The 16,551-nt window shown below is 74.5% G+C and carries 16 protein-coding genes; 9 read left to right on the forward strand and 7 right to left on the reverse strand.

Going from position 1 to position 16,551, the window contains the following annotated elements:
• Positions 1-34 precede the first annotated feature (34 nt).
• Positions 35-1,108 (forward strand): MerR family transcriptional regulator, encoded by a 1,074-nt coding sequence (locus tag BS80_RS03910; RefSeq protein ID WP_035792557.1) that lies wholly within the window; start codon positions 35-37, stop codon positions 1,106-1,108.
• An 84-nt stretch (positions 1,109-1,192) separates the two neighbouring features.
• Here BS80_RS03910 and BS80_RS03915 read toward each other — a convergent pair whose 3' ends face one another.
• Positions 1,193-2,656, reverse strand: coding sequence for a hypothetical protein (locus BS80_RS03915; protein WP_035792560.1), 1,464 nt, complete (start codon positions 2,654-2,656; stop codon positions 1,193-1,195).
• A gap of 311 nt (positions 2,657-2,967) precedes the next feature.
• Here BS80_RS03915 and BS80_RS03920 point away from each other — a divergent pair, with 311 nt between their 5' ends.
• Both BS80_RS03920 and BS80_RS41610 read left to right on the forward strand, forming a co-directional pair.
• On the forward strand, positions 2,968-3,333 hold the full coding sequence (locus BS80_RS03920; protein WP_157535852.1) for a PAS domain-containing protein: 366 nt from the start codon (positions 2,968-2,970) through the stop codon (positions 3,331-3,333).
• Between the two features lie 121 nt (positions 3,334-3,454).
• Positions 3,455-3,628: a hypothetical protein gene (locus BS80_RS41610; protein ID WP_198045418.1), complete on the forward strand. Its 174-nt coding sequence runs from the start codon at positions 3,455-3,457 to the stop codon at positions 3,626-3,628.
• A gap of 10 nt (positions 3,629-3,638) precedes the next feature.
• On the opposite strand, the gene BS80_RS03925 is transcribed toward BS80_RS41610, so the two are convergent.
• Positions 3,639-5,108: a DNA-binding protein NsdB gene (locus tag BS80_RS03925; RefSeq protein WP_035792564.1), complete on the reverse strand. Its 1,470-nt coding sequence runs from the start codon at positions 5,106-5,108 to the stop codon at positions 3,639-3,641.
• 548 nt (positions 5,109-5,656) lie between these two features.
• On the opposite strand from BS80_RS03925, the gene BS80_RS03930 reads away from it, so the two are divergent.
• The gene (locus tag BS80_RS03930) at positions 5,657-6,778 is read left to right on the forward strand and encodes an aminoglycoside phosphotransferase family protein (RefSeq protein WP_035792566.1); all 1,122 of its coding nucleotides are present in this window, start codon (positions 5,657-5,659) and stop codon (positions 6,776-6,778) included.
• Positions 6,779-6,825: 47 nt separating this feature from the next.
• Here BS80_RS03930 and BS80_RS03935 read toward each other — a convergent pair whose 3' ends face one another.
• The 3 genes from BS80_RS03935 to BS80_RS03945 all read right to left on the reverse strand — a co-directional run bounded on the left by BS80_RS03935 (position 6,826) and on the right by BS80_RS03945 (position 9,652).
• Positions 6,826-7,980 (reverse strand): acyl-CoA dehydrogenase family protein, encoded by a 1,155-nt coding sequence (locus BS80_RS03935; protein ID WP_035793315.1) that lies wholly within the window; start codon positions 7,978-7,980, stop codon positions 6,826-6,828.
• A 377-nt stretch (positions 7,981-8,357) separates the two neighbouring features.
• Positions 8,358-8,852, reverse strand: a complete 495-nt coding sequence (locus tag BS80_RS03940; RefSeq protein ID WP_035792568.1) for a hypothetical protein — start codon at positions 8,850-8,852, stop codon at positions 8,358-8,360.
• Between the two features lie 578 nt (positions 8,853-9,430).
• Positions 9,431-9,652, reverse strand: coding sequence for a DUF397 domain-containing protein (locus BS80_RS03945; RefSeq protein ID WP_035793317.1), 222 nt, complete (start codon positions 9,650-9,652; stop codon positions 9,431-9,433).
• 339 nt (positions 9,653-9,991) lie between these two features.
• Here BS80_RS03945 and BS80_RS03950 point away from each other — a divergent pair, with 339 nt between their 5' ends.
• Both BS80_RS03950 and BS80_RS03955 read left to right on the forward strand, forming a co-directional pair.
• Entirely contained in the window at positions 9,992-10,498 is a 507-nt protein-coding gene (locus BS80_RS03950) for a PTS-dependent dihydroxyacetone kinase phosphotransferase subunit DhaM (protein ID WP_083974169.1), read from the forward strand.
• 160 nt (positions 10,499-10,658) lie between these two features.
• Positions 10,659-11,651, forward strand: coding sequence for a polysaccharide deacetylase family protein (locus BS80_RS03955; protein ID WP_035792571.1), 993 nt, complete (start codon positions 10,659-10,661; stop codon positions 11,649-11,651).
• Here BS80_RS03955 and BS80_RS03960 read toward each other — a convergent pair.
• A complete protein-coding gene (locus BS80_RS03960) occupies positions 11,565-12,407 on the reverse strand; it encodes a glutamate racemase (protein ID WP_083974173.1) in 843 nt (280 codons plus the stop codon). The two genes, BS80_RS03955 and BS80_RS03960, sit on opposite strands and share 87 nt — an antisense overlap.
• Before the next feature lie 71 nt (positions 12,408-12,478).
• On the opposite strand from BS80_RS03960, the gene BS80_RS03965 reads away from it, so the two are divergent.
• Positions 12,479-13,642, forward strand: coding sequence for a glycosyltransferase (locus BS80_RS03965; RefSeq protein ID WP_083974175.1), 1,164 nt, complete (start codon positions 12,479-12,481; stop codon positions 13,640-13,642).
• Positions 13,643-13,648: 6 nt separating this feature from the next.
• Here BS80_RS03965 and BS80_RS03970 read toward each other — a convergent pair whose 3' ends face one another.
• On the reverse strand, positions 13,649-14,338 hold the full coding sequence (locus tag BS80_RS03970; RefSeq protein ID WP_035792575.1) for a thiol:disulfide interchange protein DsbA/DsbL: 690 nt from the start codon (positions 14,336-14,338) through the stop codon (positions 13,649-13,651).
• A gap of 230 nt (positions 14,339-14,568) precedes the next feature.
• Between BS80_RS03970 and BS80_RS03975 the strand changes: the two genes are divergently transcribed.
• Positions 14,569-15,753, forward strand: a complete 1,185-nt coding sequence (locus BS80_RS03975; protein ID WP_035792576.1) for a glycosyltransferase family 4 protein — start codon at positions 14,569-14,571, stop codon at positions 15,751-15,753.
• Positions 15,754-15,888: 135 nt separating this feature from the next.
• Complete coding sequence (gene mscL / locus BS80_RS03980; protein WP_035792578.1) at positions 15,889-16,329, forward strand: large conductance mechanosensitive channel protein MscL; 441 nt, start codon at positions 15,889-15,891, stop codon at positions 16,327-16,329.
• The last annotated feature ends 222 nt before the right edge of the window (positions 16,330-16,551 follow it).

Below are 16,551 nucleotides of genomic sequence, written 5' to 3' on the forward strand. Positions count from 1 at the left end.
CGAAGCGTCCGGTACGAGAAGGGGGAGAGGGCCTGTGCCACTGCTGACCATCGGTGCCTTCGCCCGCGCGTCCCGGCTGTCGCCCAAGGCACTGCGGCTCTACGACGAGCTGGGCCTGTTGCGCCCGGTCGAGGTCGACCCGCACTCCGGCTACCGGTTCTACCACCCGGACCAGTTGGAACGGGCCCGGCTGGTCGCCTGGCTGCGCCGGCTCGGCATGCCGCTGGCCCGGATCCGGCTGGTCTGCGACCTCGCGCCCGGACGGGCCGCCGAGGAGGTCGCCGCCTACTGGGCGCAAGTGCGGGCCGAGACCGAGGCACGCCAGGACCTCGCCGCCTTCCTCGTCGAGCACCTGTCCGAGAGGAACACCACCATGACCAACCCCGTCCCCACCCTTGGCATCCGCTACGCCGCCCGCTCCGACACCGGCCTGGTCCGCACCCGCAACGACGACGCCGCCCACGCCGGTCCCCGGCTGCTCGCGGTGGCGGACGGCTACGGCGCCGGCGGCGGCCTCGCCAGCGCGGCGGCGATCGACTCGCTGAAGCGGATCGACGCCGAGCTGCCGGCCGGCGACCTGCCGCCCGGCGACCTGCTGAACGCGCTGGAGCGGGCCTTCCGCGAGGCCGAGGCGGAGCTCGGCGACCTGGAACCCGGGCCGGGCACCACGCTCACCGCCCTGCTGCGCTCGGGCTCGCAGCTCGCGCTGGTGCACATCGGCGACTCGCGGGCGTACCTGCTGCGCGACGGCGAACTGTTCCAGATCACCCACGACCACACCCACGTCCAGTCGCTGGTGGACGAGGGCCGGCTGACCACGGACGAGGCCGCCTCGCACCCCCAGCGCGCCCTGCTGCTGCGCGGCCTCGACGGCTCCGGCGCCGGCCGCCCCGACCTGTCGCTGCACACCGCCCGGGCCGGTGACCGCTATCTGCTCTGCTCCGACGGGCTCTGCGCGGTGATCCGCACCGACCTGCTGCACACCGCGCTGAGCACCATCGGCGAACCCGAGCAGGCCGTCCAGCAGTTGATCGCACTGGCCAACCGGGCCGGCGGTCCGGACAACATCGCCTGCGCCGTGGCCGACGTCGTCGAGCTGCGCGACTGAGCCGGTGCGGCCCCTCCCGCGGCTGGTGATGCTCGGCGTCGCCGTGGCGTTCCCCGCGTTCCGGCGCTACTGCCCCGGGGGCGCTCAGCGCTCCCGGGAGGTCAGCCGGCCGCGGACGGCGGCGTGCACCTCGGCCTCCTCGGCGGGGTCCGCGGCGAGGCGGCGCAGGCGCTCCAGGACCCGGGCGTCGCCCGTGGTCACCACGTGGCGGGCGGCCAGCTCGCGGGTGCTCTCCTCGCAGTCCCAGAGGCACTCGACCGCGGGACCCGAGGCGAAGTAACGGTCGGTGACCGCGAGCGCCCGGGCGGCTCTGCCGCGCAGCTCCGAGGAGCCGGCCTCGCCGTAGACGTGGCGCAGGGCGGGGACGGCGGCTACGGCGGCCAGCCGCCCCGCACCGTCGACCAGCGTGCCGATGCCGGCGCCGGACACCCCGTGCACCTGGACCCAGCGGCGCAGCCCGGTGACCACGGCAGGGGCGTCGCCCGGCTCGCCGATGTCGGCCAGCAGCAGCACCGCGGCCTCGCCGAGCGCGCTGTCGGCGCCGCCGGTGGCCGGGTCGGCCCAGCGGCGGGCGCGCTCCAGGGCGCGTGGGCCGCGCATCCGGCCCAGGGTCTCCAGGGCGGCGCGCACGATCCGGTCGTCGGCGTCCGCGGCGGCCGCCTCGATCAGCTCGGGGACGGCCGGGTCGTCCTGGTCGACGAGGTGGCGCAGGGCGGCCCGGCGGGCGCCCTCCGCACCTGTGCGGGCCGCCTCCAGCAGGGCCGGGCGGTCCTCGGGGCGGGCCACGGCGGCCAGGCAGCGGGCGGCGGCGGCGGCGCGGCGGTCGACCGCGGCCGGGTCCCGGCCGTCGTCGGCGACGGCCTGCTCCAGGGGCGAGCCCACCTCGCGGTGGTCGGCCCAGGCCAGCACGTCGGCCACGCTCCAACCGGGCGTGATACCGCTGCGGCCCAGCTGGCGCTGCCAGAGGTCGAAGGGGGACTGCTCGCTCGCGGCGGCGACCCGGGGGTGGTGGGCGGCCCAGAGCCGCCAGGGGCGGGGCTCGTAGGCGGCGCGGATGGCGGCCCGCAGCGCGGCCTCGCCCTCGGGGCCGGCCGGGAATCGGTTCAGCACGGCGGGGGCCAGCGCGAGCAGCGCCTGGTCCTCGTCGCGCAGGGCCAGCTCGTCCAGGGCCCAGGCCCAGTTGCCGCCGGTGGCGGCGTACTGGCGCAGCAGCAGCAGCGCGTCGCGCCGGCCGTAGGCGGCGAGGTGGCCGAGCACGGCCAGGGCGAGGCCGGTGCGGCCCTCGTCCGGGTCGAGCAGGTCCTCGGGGTGGTTGAGGTGCAGCTCCAGACCGGCGAGCGGCGCCTCCAGGTCCATGTAGACCCGTGCGTAGTAAAGGGAGCGGTTCTCGACCTGCCAGTCGGCCCGCGGGTCGCTGGTGACGCACTCCTCAAGGGCGGCGATCGCTTCGTCCCGGTCCGCGGCAAGCGCATGCAGCTGCCCGTCGCCGCGGCCTCGCTGGAGGAGGCCGAGGAGGCTGGCACTGGGGGCTATCACGGGCTCGAACATGAGGTCAGCATCCGTTGCGGCGGTCGTAGTGGCAACGGGATTTCCGTCGCCGGGGGTCTGGTGGTCACGCTGGGCGGGCGCCCGGGCGCCGGAATCACCGTAGGTTACCGCCTGAAAGACCCATACGCACACAGTCCGTATGGATCCGCCTCGAACAGGCCCTCGGCCTCCCGGCGGGTGCCACGGCAGAGTTCTGGCATATGCCAGAGGGAACTTGCCAGGTTTTCTGTCAATGCCCCCTCACAGCGGGTGAGGGTGTGCGAGAGTCGTCAGGAGACACCACCCACCACCCTCACCCCGTGGGACGGCCGATGAGTCACCCCTCGACCACCGCTGCGGCCGGCGGTCGTTCCTCACCCGTCATGATCGCCGCCGCCGAGTGGGATCTGACGGCCGACACGGTGCGCTGGTCCCCCGGCGCCTACCGGATGCTGGAGCGCGAACCGGCCCTCGGCCCGCTGACTCTCGATCAACTCCCCTCCCTGATCGTCCCGCAGGACCGCCCGGCGCTGCGCCGGATGGTGACCGCCGCTCTGGTGCACGGCCGCGCGCTGGACGGCGTGGTCCGGATCGGGCGTCACGAGGAGGCCGCCTCGGCGGTGCGCTGCTCGGGCCGCCCGGCGCTCGGGCCGGACGGCCACGTGGTCTCGCTGCGGATCCTGCTCGAGGCCGGCTGAGCCGTCCGCGGCACACCGCGGCCTGCACCGCCGCCCCCGTGCGCATGCTTGCGGGGCGACGCACATATGCTGTGGCCGCATCGTCGGCACAGGGCGGGCGTGCGCGAGGGAGGACCTCTACATGGACAGCCAGATTCTGCACAAGGCCGCGTTCCTGCTGCACGAGTGCCACGAGCCCGAGCAGGTCGTCGTCGAGCGCCTGAAGGACTACTTCCCCAACCTGAGCCTGACCGAGCGCGAGCGCTTCGTCAGCGAGGCGTGGGACCAGGTGCACACCAAGAACGGCGCCGTCTGAGCACCCGCGGTCACTCAGGGGGGCGGCGGGCCGGCGGCACCGCCGCCCTGATCTCCGCCCGCAGCCGGTCCACCTGCGCCGTCCCCCGGTAGCGATCGGTCAGCCGGTACATCTCGCGCAGCCGGTCCCCGGTGCGGTGCGAGGACGTGTAGCCGATCGAGTCGAGCGCCAGCCGGGCCTGGGCGGCCGCCTCCTCGGGCTCCCCGGCGATCCAGTACACCGAGGCCAGGGTCAGCAGGTCGAGCACCGCCGAACGCTCCCGCCCCTGTGCCGCCCGCAGCCGCATCGCCTCCAGTGCGTGCTGCTCGGCCAGCCGCGCGGCCCCCGGATCGTGCTCGGCCAGCGTCCGGTAGACCAGCGCCTGCATGCCGTGCAGCTCGGCCTCGTCGAAGAGCTGCATCCAGCTCGGCGCCGGCTCCGGTGACTCCTGGACGAAGAGCTCCTCGGCCTCCCCCAGCAGCACCCCGACCTCCTGCGAGCGCCCCAGCGAGGCCTGCGCCCAGGCCTCCACGGTGTTGAGCATCGCTCTGGTGCGGGGCAGGCTGCGCTGCTTGCCGTCGGCCCTGGCCAGCCGCATCAGGTCCAGCGCCTCGTCGGCCCGCCCGTGGTGCAGCAGCTGTCGGGCCGCGCGGGAGACCGCCTCGCCGGCCCGCGGCCGGTCGCCGGCCTCCCTGGCCGCCTGCGCGGCGATCACGAAGTAGCGCTGGGCGGTGGATTCGAGGCCGACGTCGTGCGACATCCAGCCGGCCAGCACCGCCAGATTGGCCGCGACGATCCACAGCCGCCGCTCCAGCGCCCCCGGATGACGATGGGTCAGCAGTCCGCCCACCTCGTTCAGCTGGCCGATCACGGCCTTGCGCTGCAGGCCGCCGCCCCGGGAGGCGTCCCAGGAGCGGAAGACTTCGACCGAGCGCTCCAGCGCGTCGACCTCCTGGGCGCCGACCGGGCCCGGTTCGTAGACGTCCACCACCGGCCGGGCCATCGAGCCGGTGATGACCTGCCGGGCCCCCGGCCGGTCGGCCGCCTGGGCGACGCTGTGGCCGGAGAGCCAGTCGTAGAGGGAGAGGGGGATGACGGAGCCGCCGAGCAGTGCGGTGCTCGCGGCGGCCAGTCCGCGTCGGTTGAGCATGAGGTCCATTCCCGTGAACTCGGTGAGGATCTCAGCCGTCCGCTCCGGCTCGGGGGGCGCTCCGCGCTGCGTGTTGAACGCCCCTGTACGCCGTTGTCGTGCCAGGCCGAGGTCCTCGATGGAGACGACACGGCCGAGCCGCTCGGTGAACACGGCTGCCAGCACCCTCGGTACCGGATCGCGCGGGATCTCCCCCTGCTCGATCCAGCGCCGTACCCGCGAGGTGTCGGTGGACAGTTGTTGCTGCCCCATGCCGGCACCGCGGCGGTTGACCAGCCGGGCCAGCTCGCCCTTGGACCATCCGGTCAGGGCGAACAGGTCGGCGAGTCTGGCGTTGGGTTCCCTGCTCACGTCAAGCCCCCAGGCTCCTCGGCTGAGTTCGAGCCTAATGCGCTGTCATGTGCCACGCGAGCATTCGCCATGCTTCGCCAGGCCTCGCCAGCTGGTGAGCTACCGGCTTCCCGGTGTCAGGTAGAGATGCACCAACCCCACCCGGTCCGCAGGGCCCGGAACGACGGTCCAGGGCTGATCCCCGGGGCGTCCACCGGCCGCTCCGGCGGCCCGGACCAGGGGGTGGCGCGAACGGGTGGCGCGCCTGGCGCGGCCCCACCGGTACGGCGGTCCGACGCATTTCCCCAGGGTGCGCGGGCCGGCCGGGTCGGAGGGGGCCGGGACGGACCGCACCTCCCGGAGCACGGACGACCGCCGGTCCCACCCACCATGCGCGGTCCTCGCGCTCCCGTACGCCGGGGCACACCCCCAAGCGCCGGTTACCCCCCGGAAGCCGCGCACCAGCACCGCGCAACACCAGCGCAGCACCACCTCAGTACCGCGCAGCACCAGTGGCATCCGCACTGTTTGACATATGCCGTCGGCAAGGAAGGGATCTCCACCAGCCCATGTACCCCACAGCGACTTCCCCCACCGCGCCCCGGACCGGCCCCGCTCAGCGTCCGCCGACCGCGGCGGTCCGCCGACCCGGGCCGAAGCCGGCACTCCCCGCACGTCCGGCGGGGCGCATCGAGGCACCCGGGTTCGTACCGCGCGCCGGAGCCGAGCGCCTGCTGCGCCCCCGCGGCCCGCAGGCCGTCCCCGTCATCGAGCGGGCCGACCCGGCCGCGCTGGCCACCCCGTCGGTGCGGGCCGCGCTCGCCCACGTCACGCGGATATGTCCCGCGTTCGCGCCGCGCCAGGTGCTGCGCGAGGACAGTCGGCACATCCTGATCACCGGTCTGATCGGGCGCACCCCCGTGGTCGCCAAGTGCCTCTCCCCGCAGGCGGTGCAGAGCGAGCGGCGGGCCCTGCTGGTCGAGCAGTTCCACCGCGAGGTGGCGGTCTACCGGGCGTTCGTCCGGCACCGCCCGCCGGTACGGATGCCGCGCCTGGTCGCCGCCGACCACGACCGCTGCGTGCTGGTGATGGAGCGGATCCCCGGCCGCCCGGCCGCCGTCGAGCGGCACCCGGCCAACGCCCCGACGCCCGGCGAGGTGCGCGCGATCCTCGGCTCGGTGCGCGCGCTGAACCTCTGGCGCCCGCCGGCGGACGTCTTCCAGACACCGCTGGACTACCACTGGGAGACCAGCCGCTACCACTCGGTCGGCCAGCTCACCGACCGGGACGCCGGCGACCTGCGCCAGCTGCTGCACGGCCTGGCCCACACCCCGCAGCAGCTGTGCCACGGCGACGCCCTGCTCTCCAACATCCTGCTGGCGCCCTCGGGGCCGGTCCTGGTCGACTGGGAGCAGACCGGCTGGTACCTGCCCGGCTACGACCTGGCGGTGCTCTGGAGCGTGCTCTCCGGCGACACCGCGGCGCGCCGCCAGATCAGCCAACTCGCCCAGGCCGGCGGCACGCTGGCCCGGGACGCGTTCCTGGTCAACCTGGTCCTGGTGCTGATGCGCGAGCTGCGGCTGTACGACGTGCCGGGGGCCGGCGAGGAGCAGCGGATCCTGATCCGCCGGCTCTACGACGACGCCGCGCTGGCCCGCCGCGCGGTCCGGGCCGCGGTCGGCACACGCTGAGCGCGGGTGCGGGTGCGGGTGCGGGTGCGGGTGCGGCCGGCCGGCTCTCAGCCGCGCGGCCGGAAGCGCGCCAGCGCGGCGCGCCCGGCCTCCTGGAGCACCGCGTCCTCCGCCGGGCAGTGCATCCGCCCGCTCAGCGCGTCCCGCAGGTAGCGCTCCAACGGGTGGCGCCGGCTCAGGCCCGGGCTGCCCGTGAGGGTGACCGCCTGCTGCACCGACTCGATCACCGCCCTGGTGACCAGCAGCTGGACCGGGCCGGTCCGGCCCACCGCCGCCGGATCGCCGGCGTCGATCCGGGCCGCCAGGCCGCCGAGCAGTTCCTCCGCCCCGATCAGCGCGCTCTCCAACTCGCCCACGGCGGCCCGGTAACGCGGCAGGGTCCCGAGGGGTTCGCCCAGGTTGGCCGGGGTGCGCTGGCTGAGGAAGCGCACCAGCCAGTCCTGGGCCGCCCGGCCCACGCCCAGCTGGACGGCGGCCAGCGCCAGATCCCGCCAGGCCGCACAGAGCCCGGTCGCCACCGGGTCCGGCTCGGTGCGAAGGTCGAGCACCGCCTCGGGCGGCACGTACACGTCCGTGAACAGCACGTCGTGGCCGGCGCTGGCCCGCAAGCCCAGCTGGTCCCAGACCGGGTCGACCTCGACGCCGGCGCTCTCGCCGCGCACCAGGAAGGTCCCGGTCCGCGGCACCGGCTCGTCGGTGGTGGCCCGCACGGCCATCCAGGCCAGCGCCTCGGCGCCGGTGCAGCAGGTCTTGCGGCCCGTCAGGAGCCAGCCGTCGCCCTCCCGGCGGGCGAGTGCCGGGGGTCCCTCGACCGGGTCCGCCGCGAGCGTGTTGACCAACGCCGGGCCACGCCTGGACTCGTTGAGCAGCCGTCGGTAGAGCCCGGCGGGCCAGCCGGAGGTCCGTCCCTGCTCGGCGTGCAGCAGCAGCGTGAACGCGGTGACCAGCGCCACCGAGGCGTCCCCGCGGCCGAGTTCGGCCAGCACCCGGACGGTGTCGGAGAGCGTCCCGCCGGGGCCGCCGTAGCGCCGGTGCACGGTCAGGGTGAGCAGCCCGGCCTCGTGCACCGCCTCGATCCCCTGGTAGGGGAAGGTCGCGTCCCGGTCGTGTTCCTCGGCGCGGGCGGTCAGCAGGTCGACCACCCGGGGCAGGCCGGCGATCGCGGCGTCGAGGGATGACGTTTCGTCAGTGACGGTGCTCATGGCGCTGCCTCCGGGCGGCCGGCATCGGGCGCGGCAGCCGTCGTCGGCTGCACGGCTGTGGGGAGCGTGCGGGAGAGGAGGCACGGCCACGCCGTACGCGAAGCGCCGGAGCCGTCGCCCACCCTGCGAAACGCGGGTCGTGGGGACCGGCGGCAGGGACTATCGACAGTTCGCGCGACAGAGCGCGTCGACGGCGCACCGCGGGTCGGGACAGCTGCGGCGGGCACCCTCGGCCGAAGGCCTCGGGCAGGTCAGCAGCGGGCGGCGACACGACATGCTGGTGACTGTACGAAGTGTTGATCGAAACCGTCAAGCGCCGTCCGGTCGGCGACCGGCCCCGGAAAGGCCGGAAAACGCCCCTGCCGGAGCGAGCCCGCTCAGCCCTGCTGGAAGAGGTCCGCCGGGAGCGGCTTCAGCAGCTGGTAGAGGTCGTCCGCGATCGGCCGGTCCCAGGAGGCGATGGTGACCTGCACGCTGTCGCTACGGTCGAACTGGGCGCAGAACACCCGCTCCTCGGAGACCTTGACCTTCTTCACGATCAGCAGGTCGTCGCCGAGCATGACAGGGAAGTCCTCGGCGGAGACCAGCTCGACCGGCTCGTCGTTCTCCAGCGCCGCCAGCAGTTGTCTGACCTCGAACGGCACGCCGTCCTCGGCGTCCCGGGCCGGCGAGCCCTCGGGGAGATTGCCGATGAACATCACAGGTCCGCGGCCGCCGAACAGGTCGTACCGGAGGAAGATCCCCTGGCAACTCCCGTCCGGGCCGCTCATGATCGCTGCGCCGAAGTGGCCGGGCCAGTCGCCCGGATCCATCGCGAGTACGTCGAAGTCCGGGCCCGCTGGGGTGCCGGAACGTCGGCGGAGAAAAGACATGCCGCCATCGTACGTGCACCCGGTGCGCACACCGGCACCGGGCGCCCCGCCGTGCGGCGGAAACTCCACGCTCCGAGACGAATGTTGACGCTGAGCAACCGTCCGGGCTACGGTCGCGGATGTACGGCAGCTGCTGTGGGCGAGTTCCACGTGGGGGTGGTCTGCTGTGGCGCACCCCCGTGCGCCCGTCCTCCCATCGCGCCTCGTGGTACCCAGCGGCTGCAGCTCGACGGCAGTACACGCCTGTTCAAGCACCCTTTCACCCAAGCCTGGTTCGCGGGTTCCCCGACCCGTTCGCACTCGCGGACCAGCCCGGGACACCGACGCGTGGGGGCGTTCGGATCCCGGGCACCGGCGGCCAGGACCTCTGGTCCCGCCGCCGACCTCCCGGCGACTGCCGTCCCTCCGGGGCCGGCATCGGGGAACTACCTCGGGAGGAGGCCCGGCTTCGCGAGCCGGGTCTACACAGCAGACGCCGTGCACGACCGCGTGGGGGCGGTCGGCACGGCGTCTGTCTGTTTCTACGCGCTCACGGGCCCCGGGGAGGCCCCGGGGAGGCCCCGGAGCCGCACGCGGGCTCACGTCAGGTCGAACTCGCCGTCCCGGGCGCCGAGCACGAAGGCGCGCCACTCGGCCGGGGTGAAGACCAGCACCGGCCCGTCGGGGAACCGGCCGTCCCGCATCCCGATGTAGCCGTCCACGAAGGCGATCTGCACGTCACCGTCCTTGCCGTCGCCCTGGCTGCTGGAGAGCCAGGTGGCGTCGGTCAGGTCCAGTTGGGGCTTGCGCGCGCTGGGCACGGCCTCAGAGCCGCCGGCGCTCCCCTCGACGACCTCGCTGACGACCTCGCTGGCAGTCTCGCTGGCACCGATGTTGGCTGACACGTTCGTTGCTCCTCCCGACGATCCGGAGGCCAGGGTATCCGGGGCGGGCGACCTGGGCAGGGCACTTGGCCAGGTCTCATTCCTCCGGGTCGCATTCCTCCGGGGAGGGCCCGCCCGCGCTGACGCCGCCTCACAAGTGCGGCGGATCCCGGCGCGGGCGCGGGACGGACGCCGTGCGGTTTGCGACAGTGGGCGGTGGGCAGCACCGGTGCCGACGGGGGCGACCGGTTCCACCGAAGAGAGCGGGAGCAGCCGATGGGCCACCGGGACAGCACCGACGCGGACGTCATCCCGATCCTCGACGCACCCTCCGCGGTACGGGTGCCGAGCCAGGCACTGGTGCGGTCCGCCGCGTTGGGGCGGGTCGGCGTGGTGCTGGTGTCGCAGAGCCGGGACCTGGCCGAGGACGTCGCCGACCTCGCCCGGGCGGTGGCGCCCACCGACGACCCCGCCCCGGTCGCGGCCACCGGCGGACACCCGAGCGACGGCCTGGGCAGCAGCGCGCTGCTGATCGCCGCGGCCGCCCGCCGGGTCGACCAGGGCCACGGGGTCGTGGTGCTGGCCGACCTTCCGGCCGCCGTCCACACCGTGCAGGCGCTGCTGGCGACGGCGGACGAGCACGGGCTGCCGTTCCCCGTCCGGTTCGCCGACGCGCCGTTCGTGGAGGGCGCGGTGGCCGCGGTGCTGACCGCCTCGGCGGGCGGCGACCTGGCGGCCGTGCTGGACGCCGCCGAGGAGATGTACCGACAGGGGAAGGTGTAGTCCCCGCCACCGGCGACTTCCGGCCACACCGCGTCGCCGTTCGGCTACGATCTGTGCGCACGGTCGCCGCGCGGGCATACAACCTTTCGCCGGGCGCATGCGTCTTGACTGCATCGAGCGATCTCATGCCGGGTCAGTCCGGCCGTGCCTGGAGGGAACCGTGCCGCGATCGGACACCACCTCGGCGTCCCCACCCCAGCCGTCACCGAGCCCGCCGCGGCCCGGACCGCCGCCCGCCACGGCCGGCGGTTCCACCGGCCGGCTGAGCCACTGGCTGCGCTACTCCCCCGCCCAGCCGCTCTTCCGCGCCCGGGCGGCCCGCCGGCTCGCCGTCCTCGCCTACCGCCGGGTGACCGACCGCCGACGCTTCGGCGCCCAGCTGGACCGGCTCTGCCGGACGGCCGTCCCGATCTCGCTGCGCACCCTGGAACAGGCCGTGGCGGAGGGCCGGCCGCTGCCGCCGCGCAGCGTGCTGATCACCTTCGACGACGCCGACCGCGGCGTCCTGGAGTGCGCCCTGCCCGCGCTCAAGGCCCGCGGCCTGCCCGCCGTCGCCTTCGTGGTCACCGAGTTGGTCGGCACCGACCTGCCGTCCTGGCAGCAGGAGGCCGCCTTCCTCACCGCGCACGGCGGCCAGGCGCGGGCGCTCACGGCGGACGGCCAGGCCCGGCGGCTGGCCCAGCTGGCCGCGCTGCCCGACCCGGACCGCCGGCGCAGCCTGCACGAACTGCGGGTCAGCTGCACGGCCCGCCCACCCCGCCAGGAGCGGCTGGCCCCCGAGGACCTGCGGGAGCTGGCGGCCGGCCGGGTCGCGATCGGCAGCCAGAGCCTGGGGGCGGCCGAGCTGCGCCGCTGCGACGACGCGACGGTGCGCACCGAGATCCTCTCGGCGCACCAGGCGCTGACCGGCTGGCTCGGCACCGCGCCGACGGCCTTCGCCTACCCGGGCGGCGGCTACGAACCGCGCACGGCCGAGGTCCTGCGCGAACTGGGCTACCGGCTGGGCTTCCTGAGTGACCACCGGCTCAGCCGACGGCTGCCCGAGCAGGCCCTGCTGGTCAGCCGGCTACGGGTGGACGCCGCCGGCGGCCGGCACCACCTGGACACCGTGCTCTCCGGCCTGGACCCCGCGCTCAGCCGCTGGCGTACCTAGAAGACGACCCTGGAGGTAGTGCCCGGCGGCCGCCGGCAGGATGTCCGGGCGGCCGGTCGACAGGACGGTGAGGCTGCCGGTGCCCGTGCGGGTGACGGCGGCGACCCGGCGCAGGGCCTGGGCGGCGACGGCGTCGGCCGAGCCGAAGAACACCAGCGGCGCGGCCGGGTCCGGGATCGGCGCGACGGCCGCCCTGATCCGGTCGGCCACCAGTTCGTAGTGCGTGCAGCCGAGCACGAGAGCCGCGGTGCCCGGCGGGGTCAGCGCGGCCGCCGCCCGGATCGCCGCGTCGATCGCCGCGTCGTCGGCCCGCTCCACGGCGTCGGCCAGGCCCGGGCAGGGCACCTCGGTGACCTCCGCGCCCGTCGCGAAGTCGTTGATCAGCCCGCGCTGGTAGGCGCTGCCGGTGGTCGCCGGGGTGGCCCAGATCGCCACCGGGCCGCCGGCGGCCGCGGCCGGCTTGATCGCCGGGACGGTGCCGATCACCGGCAGCCCGGGTTCCAGCTCGGCCCGCAGTGTGGCCAGCGCATGCACCGAGGCGGTGTTGCAGGCGACCACGAGGGCGTCCGGCCGGTAGGCGGCCGCGGCCCGCGCACAGGCGAGCGCGTGTTCGGCGATGTCCTCGGGGGTCCGCGGACCCCAGGGCATGCCGTCCGGGTCGCTGGAGAGCACGAGATCGACGTCCGGCCGCAGCGCCCGCAGCGCGGCGGCCGCCGGGAGCAGTCCGATTCCAGAGTCCAGCAGTGCGATCTTCACGAGAATCGACCTTAGTCGATCCGGGCGTCGCACCCCTGACAACGGCCCCGCTGCGACAGACTTCCCCCGTGATGGTGCTGCTGTGGGTGAGTCTGCTGTCGGTGCTGTGCTGGGTGTGGCTGGCGTGCTGCCAGGGGTTCTTCTGGCGGACGGACGTCCGGCTGCCCGAGCGGCGCCCACCGGCGGCCTGGCCGTCGGTCGCGGTGGTGGTGCCGGCCCGGGACGAGGCCGAGGTGCTGCCGCTGAGCCTGCCGGGGTTGCTGGCGCAGCGGTACCCGGGGTCGGCCCGGGTGATCCTGGTGGACGACCACAGTACGGACGGCACGGCGCAGGTCGCCCGGCAGCTGAGCGCGGGCAACACCACCGGCGCACTCCCGCTCACCGTCGACACCCCGCCGCCGCTGCCGCCGGGGTGGACCGGCAAGCTCTGGGCCGTGCGGCACGGCGTCGAGACGGCGGGCGGGGTCGACTATCTGCTGCTCACCGACGCCGACATCGCTCACGGCCCCGACACGCTGGCGGCGCTGGTGGCCGCCGCCGAGACCCAGCGCCTGGACCTGGTCTCCCAGATGGCCCGGCTGCGCACCGAGAGCGGCTGGGAGCGGCTGATCGTCCCGGCGTTCGTCTACTTCTTCGCCCAGCTGTACCCCTTCCGCCGCAGCAACCGCCCCGGCTCCCGGACGGCGGCGGCGGCCGGTGGCTGCTCGCTGGTGCGCCGCGACGCGTTGGAGCGTGCGGGCGGGATCGCGGCGATCCGCGGCGCGGTGATCGACGACGTGTCACTCGCCCGCGCGGTCAAGCGCAGCGGCGGGCGCACCTGGCTCGGCCTGGCCGAGCGCACCCCCGCCCTGCGGGTGGACAGCGTGCGCCCCTACCAGGGCCTCGGCCCGCTCTGGCGGATGGTCTCGCGCAGCGCGTACGCGCAGCTGCGGCACTCGCCGCTGCTGCTGATCGGCACAGTGCTCGGGCTGGCGCTGGTCTACCTGGTGCCGCCGGTCGCGACGATCACCGGCCTGGTGACGGGCGACCCGGCGCTGCTGGCCGCCGGCGCCGTCGCCTGGACGCTGATGGCCGGGACCTACCTGCCGATGGTGCGCTACTACGGCCGGCCGGCCCCGGCGGCGTTGCTGCTGCCGTTCACCGCGCTGCTCTATCTGCTGATGACGGTGGACTCGGCGGTACAGCACTGGCGCGGCCGCGGCGCCGCCTGGAAGGGGCGCACCTACAGCGGTTAGGACTTGTCAGTGCTTGGCCGCAGGCACCTGCTGCTGGAGCAGGTCGTCCAGCACCGCGGGCATCCGGTCCACGCCGCCGGCCTGGACCGGCCCGGTGCGGTAGCTGCCCTGGACGACGAGGCTGGGCAGCTCGGTGACCTCGTAGCGCGCCAGCTCCTTCGAGGCCTGCGCGGTCTCCCGGCCCACCTCGTCGGACTCGTACGCGGCGCGGAACCGCTGCGCGTCCACCTGCTGCCCGGCCGCCCAGCCGGCGGCCAGGTCCTCGGTGGTGAGGTCGAGGCCCTCGCCGCGGACGGCGCGGAAGACGGCGCTCTGCAGGCGGTCCACCTCGCCGAGACGGTCGAGCGTGTAGAACAGCCGGGCGTGGGCCCGCTCGACGTCCTGGTCGGCGTTGTCGGACCAGACGGCGGGGATCCGGCGGAGCACCACGTCGGACGGGCGGTGCGCGGCCCAGTCCTCCAGCGGCTGCTCCAGCAACTGCGAGTGCTCGCAGCCGTACCAGAAGACCTCGACCACCTCACGGCGGGCCGAATCGGCCACCGGTTGGGGGTGCTGGAGGCGGACATAGCTGCCGCCCTCACGCGGCGCCGGAGCACCGGAGGGCACCGCGGCCACCGCCGCCCCCGGCGTCGAGGCCACCCCGAGGGTCAGACCGGCGGAGACGAGCAGGACGACGAGGCGCGAGACAGACGTCATGGCGACACCGTGTCAGTTCGAGCGCCGGCACTGCCAGTTGCGCGCCGACAGGTCCCCCGATCGGCGCAACAGCGGTTGCGCCGATCCGGACACCCCGTCAGGGCGAGCGGCCCCGGGACACGTTCCGCCGTGGATTCCCTGGCGGGCGGGGCGTCCGGGCTGCGATGCTAGGCCCGGGCGATGGCCGGCATGGGAGGCCGACCAGGCGCCGCGTCAGGGGGATGAGTCGGATGCATGTGCTCTACGTGATCGACAGCCTCAACCGGGTGGGCGGGGCCGAACAGGGGCTGCTGGCGCTGGCACCACAGCTGGTGCACTCGGGCGTCAAGCTCGACGTCGCGTACCTGACGGCGTCCCCGGGCGGGTTCCAACCCGAGCTGGCCGCCGCGGGTGCCACCGTCTTCGGCGTGCACCACCGCGGCCGGGGCCGCACCGCCGCGGCGCTGCGAGCGCTGGTCCGCGAGCGCCGTCCCGATCTGGTGCACACCACGCTGTACGAGTCGGACGTGCTCGGCCGGGCCGCGGCGCTGGCCGCCCACACGCCGGTGGTCTCCAGCCTGGTCAACCCCGCCTACGGGCCCGAACACCTGCACGCGCGCGGGCTGAGCCCGTGGCGGATGCGGGCCGCGCAGGCGGTGGACGCGGCGACCGCCCAGGGCACCCGCCGCTTCCACGCGCTGACCCGGCACGTGGCGGGCGCGATGGCCGGTCGGCTGCGGATACCGGCCGGCCGGATCGACGTGGTGCCGGCCGGGCGCGATCCGGAGGTGCTGGGCACGGTCACGGCAGAGCGGCGGGCAGCCGTGCGGGCCGGCCTCGACCTGGCGCCGAACACCCCGGTGGTGCTGGCGGCGGCGCGCCAGGCGTACCAGAAGGGGCTCGACGTCCTGCTCACCGCCTGGCCTCGGGTGCTGCACGGCGCTCCCGAGGCCGTCCTGCTGCTGGCCGGGGACCCGGGACCGGAGAGCGCGCGGCTGCACGCGCTGGCCGCGGCAGCCGGGGTCGGGGAGCGGGTGCGGTTCCTCGGACCGCGCGGCGACGTCTACGACCTGATGGCCGCCGCCGACGTGTTCACCGTGCCGTCCCGTTGGGAGGGCCTGGGCAGCGCCGCCATGGAGGCGATGGGCGTCGGCGTCCCACTGGTCTGCTCCGACGTGCCGGCGCTGCGCGAGACGGTGCGCTCGGAGGACTACGCGGTGCTGGTGCCGCCGGAGTCCCCGGAGCGACTGGCCGCCGCCCTGGGCGCGGTGCTCGCCGACCCGGGCGCCTCGACCGGCCGCGTCCAGGCCGCCCGGGCGCGCTTCCTGACCAATTTCACGCTCCACCAGGTCACCGCCCAGATGGTGGACTTCTACGAGCGTTCGCTGCACTCCCGGCGGGGAATGGCGGCACAGGTGCGTGCACGGACACTCTGACGGTCCGTCAACTCTCGTTTCCACGTTAGCTGGAGAGAGTGAGGCGGGTTGGACCGCACTCCCTCCGGTTGGCCAGGATGGCGGACGAGGGGGTGAGGTCATCACCCTCCGCCGATCCATCTGGAGTTCAACGCCGTGTTCAAGGGCTTCCGCAGCTTTCTGCTGCGCGGAAACGTAGTAGACCTGGCCGTCGGTATCGTCATCGGTGCGGCCTTCACCGCCGTCGTCACCGGCTTCGTCACGGCGTTCCTGACGCCACTGATCGGCGTCGCGACCGGCACCATCGGCGACTTCACCCAGAAGACCTTCGAGGTCGGCGGCACCGCGTTCCCCTACGGCGCGTTCCTCAACGCGCTGATCAGCTTCCTGCTGATCGCCGCGGTGATCTACTTCGTGGTCGTGGTGCCGGTCGGCAAGCTGCAGGCCCGCTTCGAGCCGAAGGCCTCCGAGCAGCCCAAGACCGACTGCCCCGAGTGCCTGAGCCGCATTCCGGCCGCGGCCGTCCGCTGCTCGTTCTGCACCTCCGAGCTGACGCCGCTGCCGGGCTTCCCCGCGCAGGCGCTGCAGAACAGCTGACCCTCACGGCTTCGAGGACGTGGCACCCGACCTGGCGGATCATCCAAAGAGATCGCCCCGGACACGACAGAGCGGTGCCGTGGTCGGTGATGAGGCCAGCTTAGGCCACCGTGAGCCCCCCGAAACCCGGGGGGCTCACCCCTGCTCGGCGTCCGAACAGCAGCCGAACGGCCGGAAAACGTCCGCGATATGCCCGATATTTCGTCATTCAGGGCCTTTGCG

It is taken from the genome of Kitasatospora mediocidica KCTC 9733 (genome assembly GCF_000744225.1).
Classification (GTDB): Bacteria; Actinomycetota; Actinomycetes; order Streptomycetales; family Streptomycetaceae; genus Kitasatospora; species Kitasatospora mediocidica.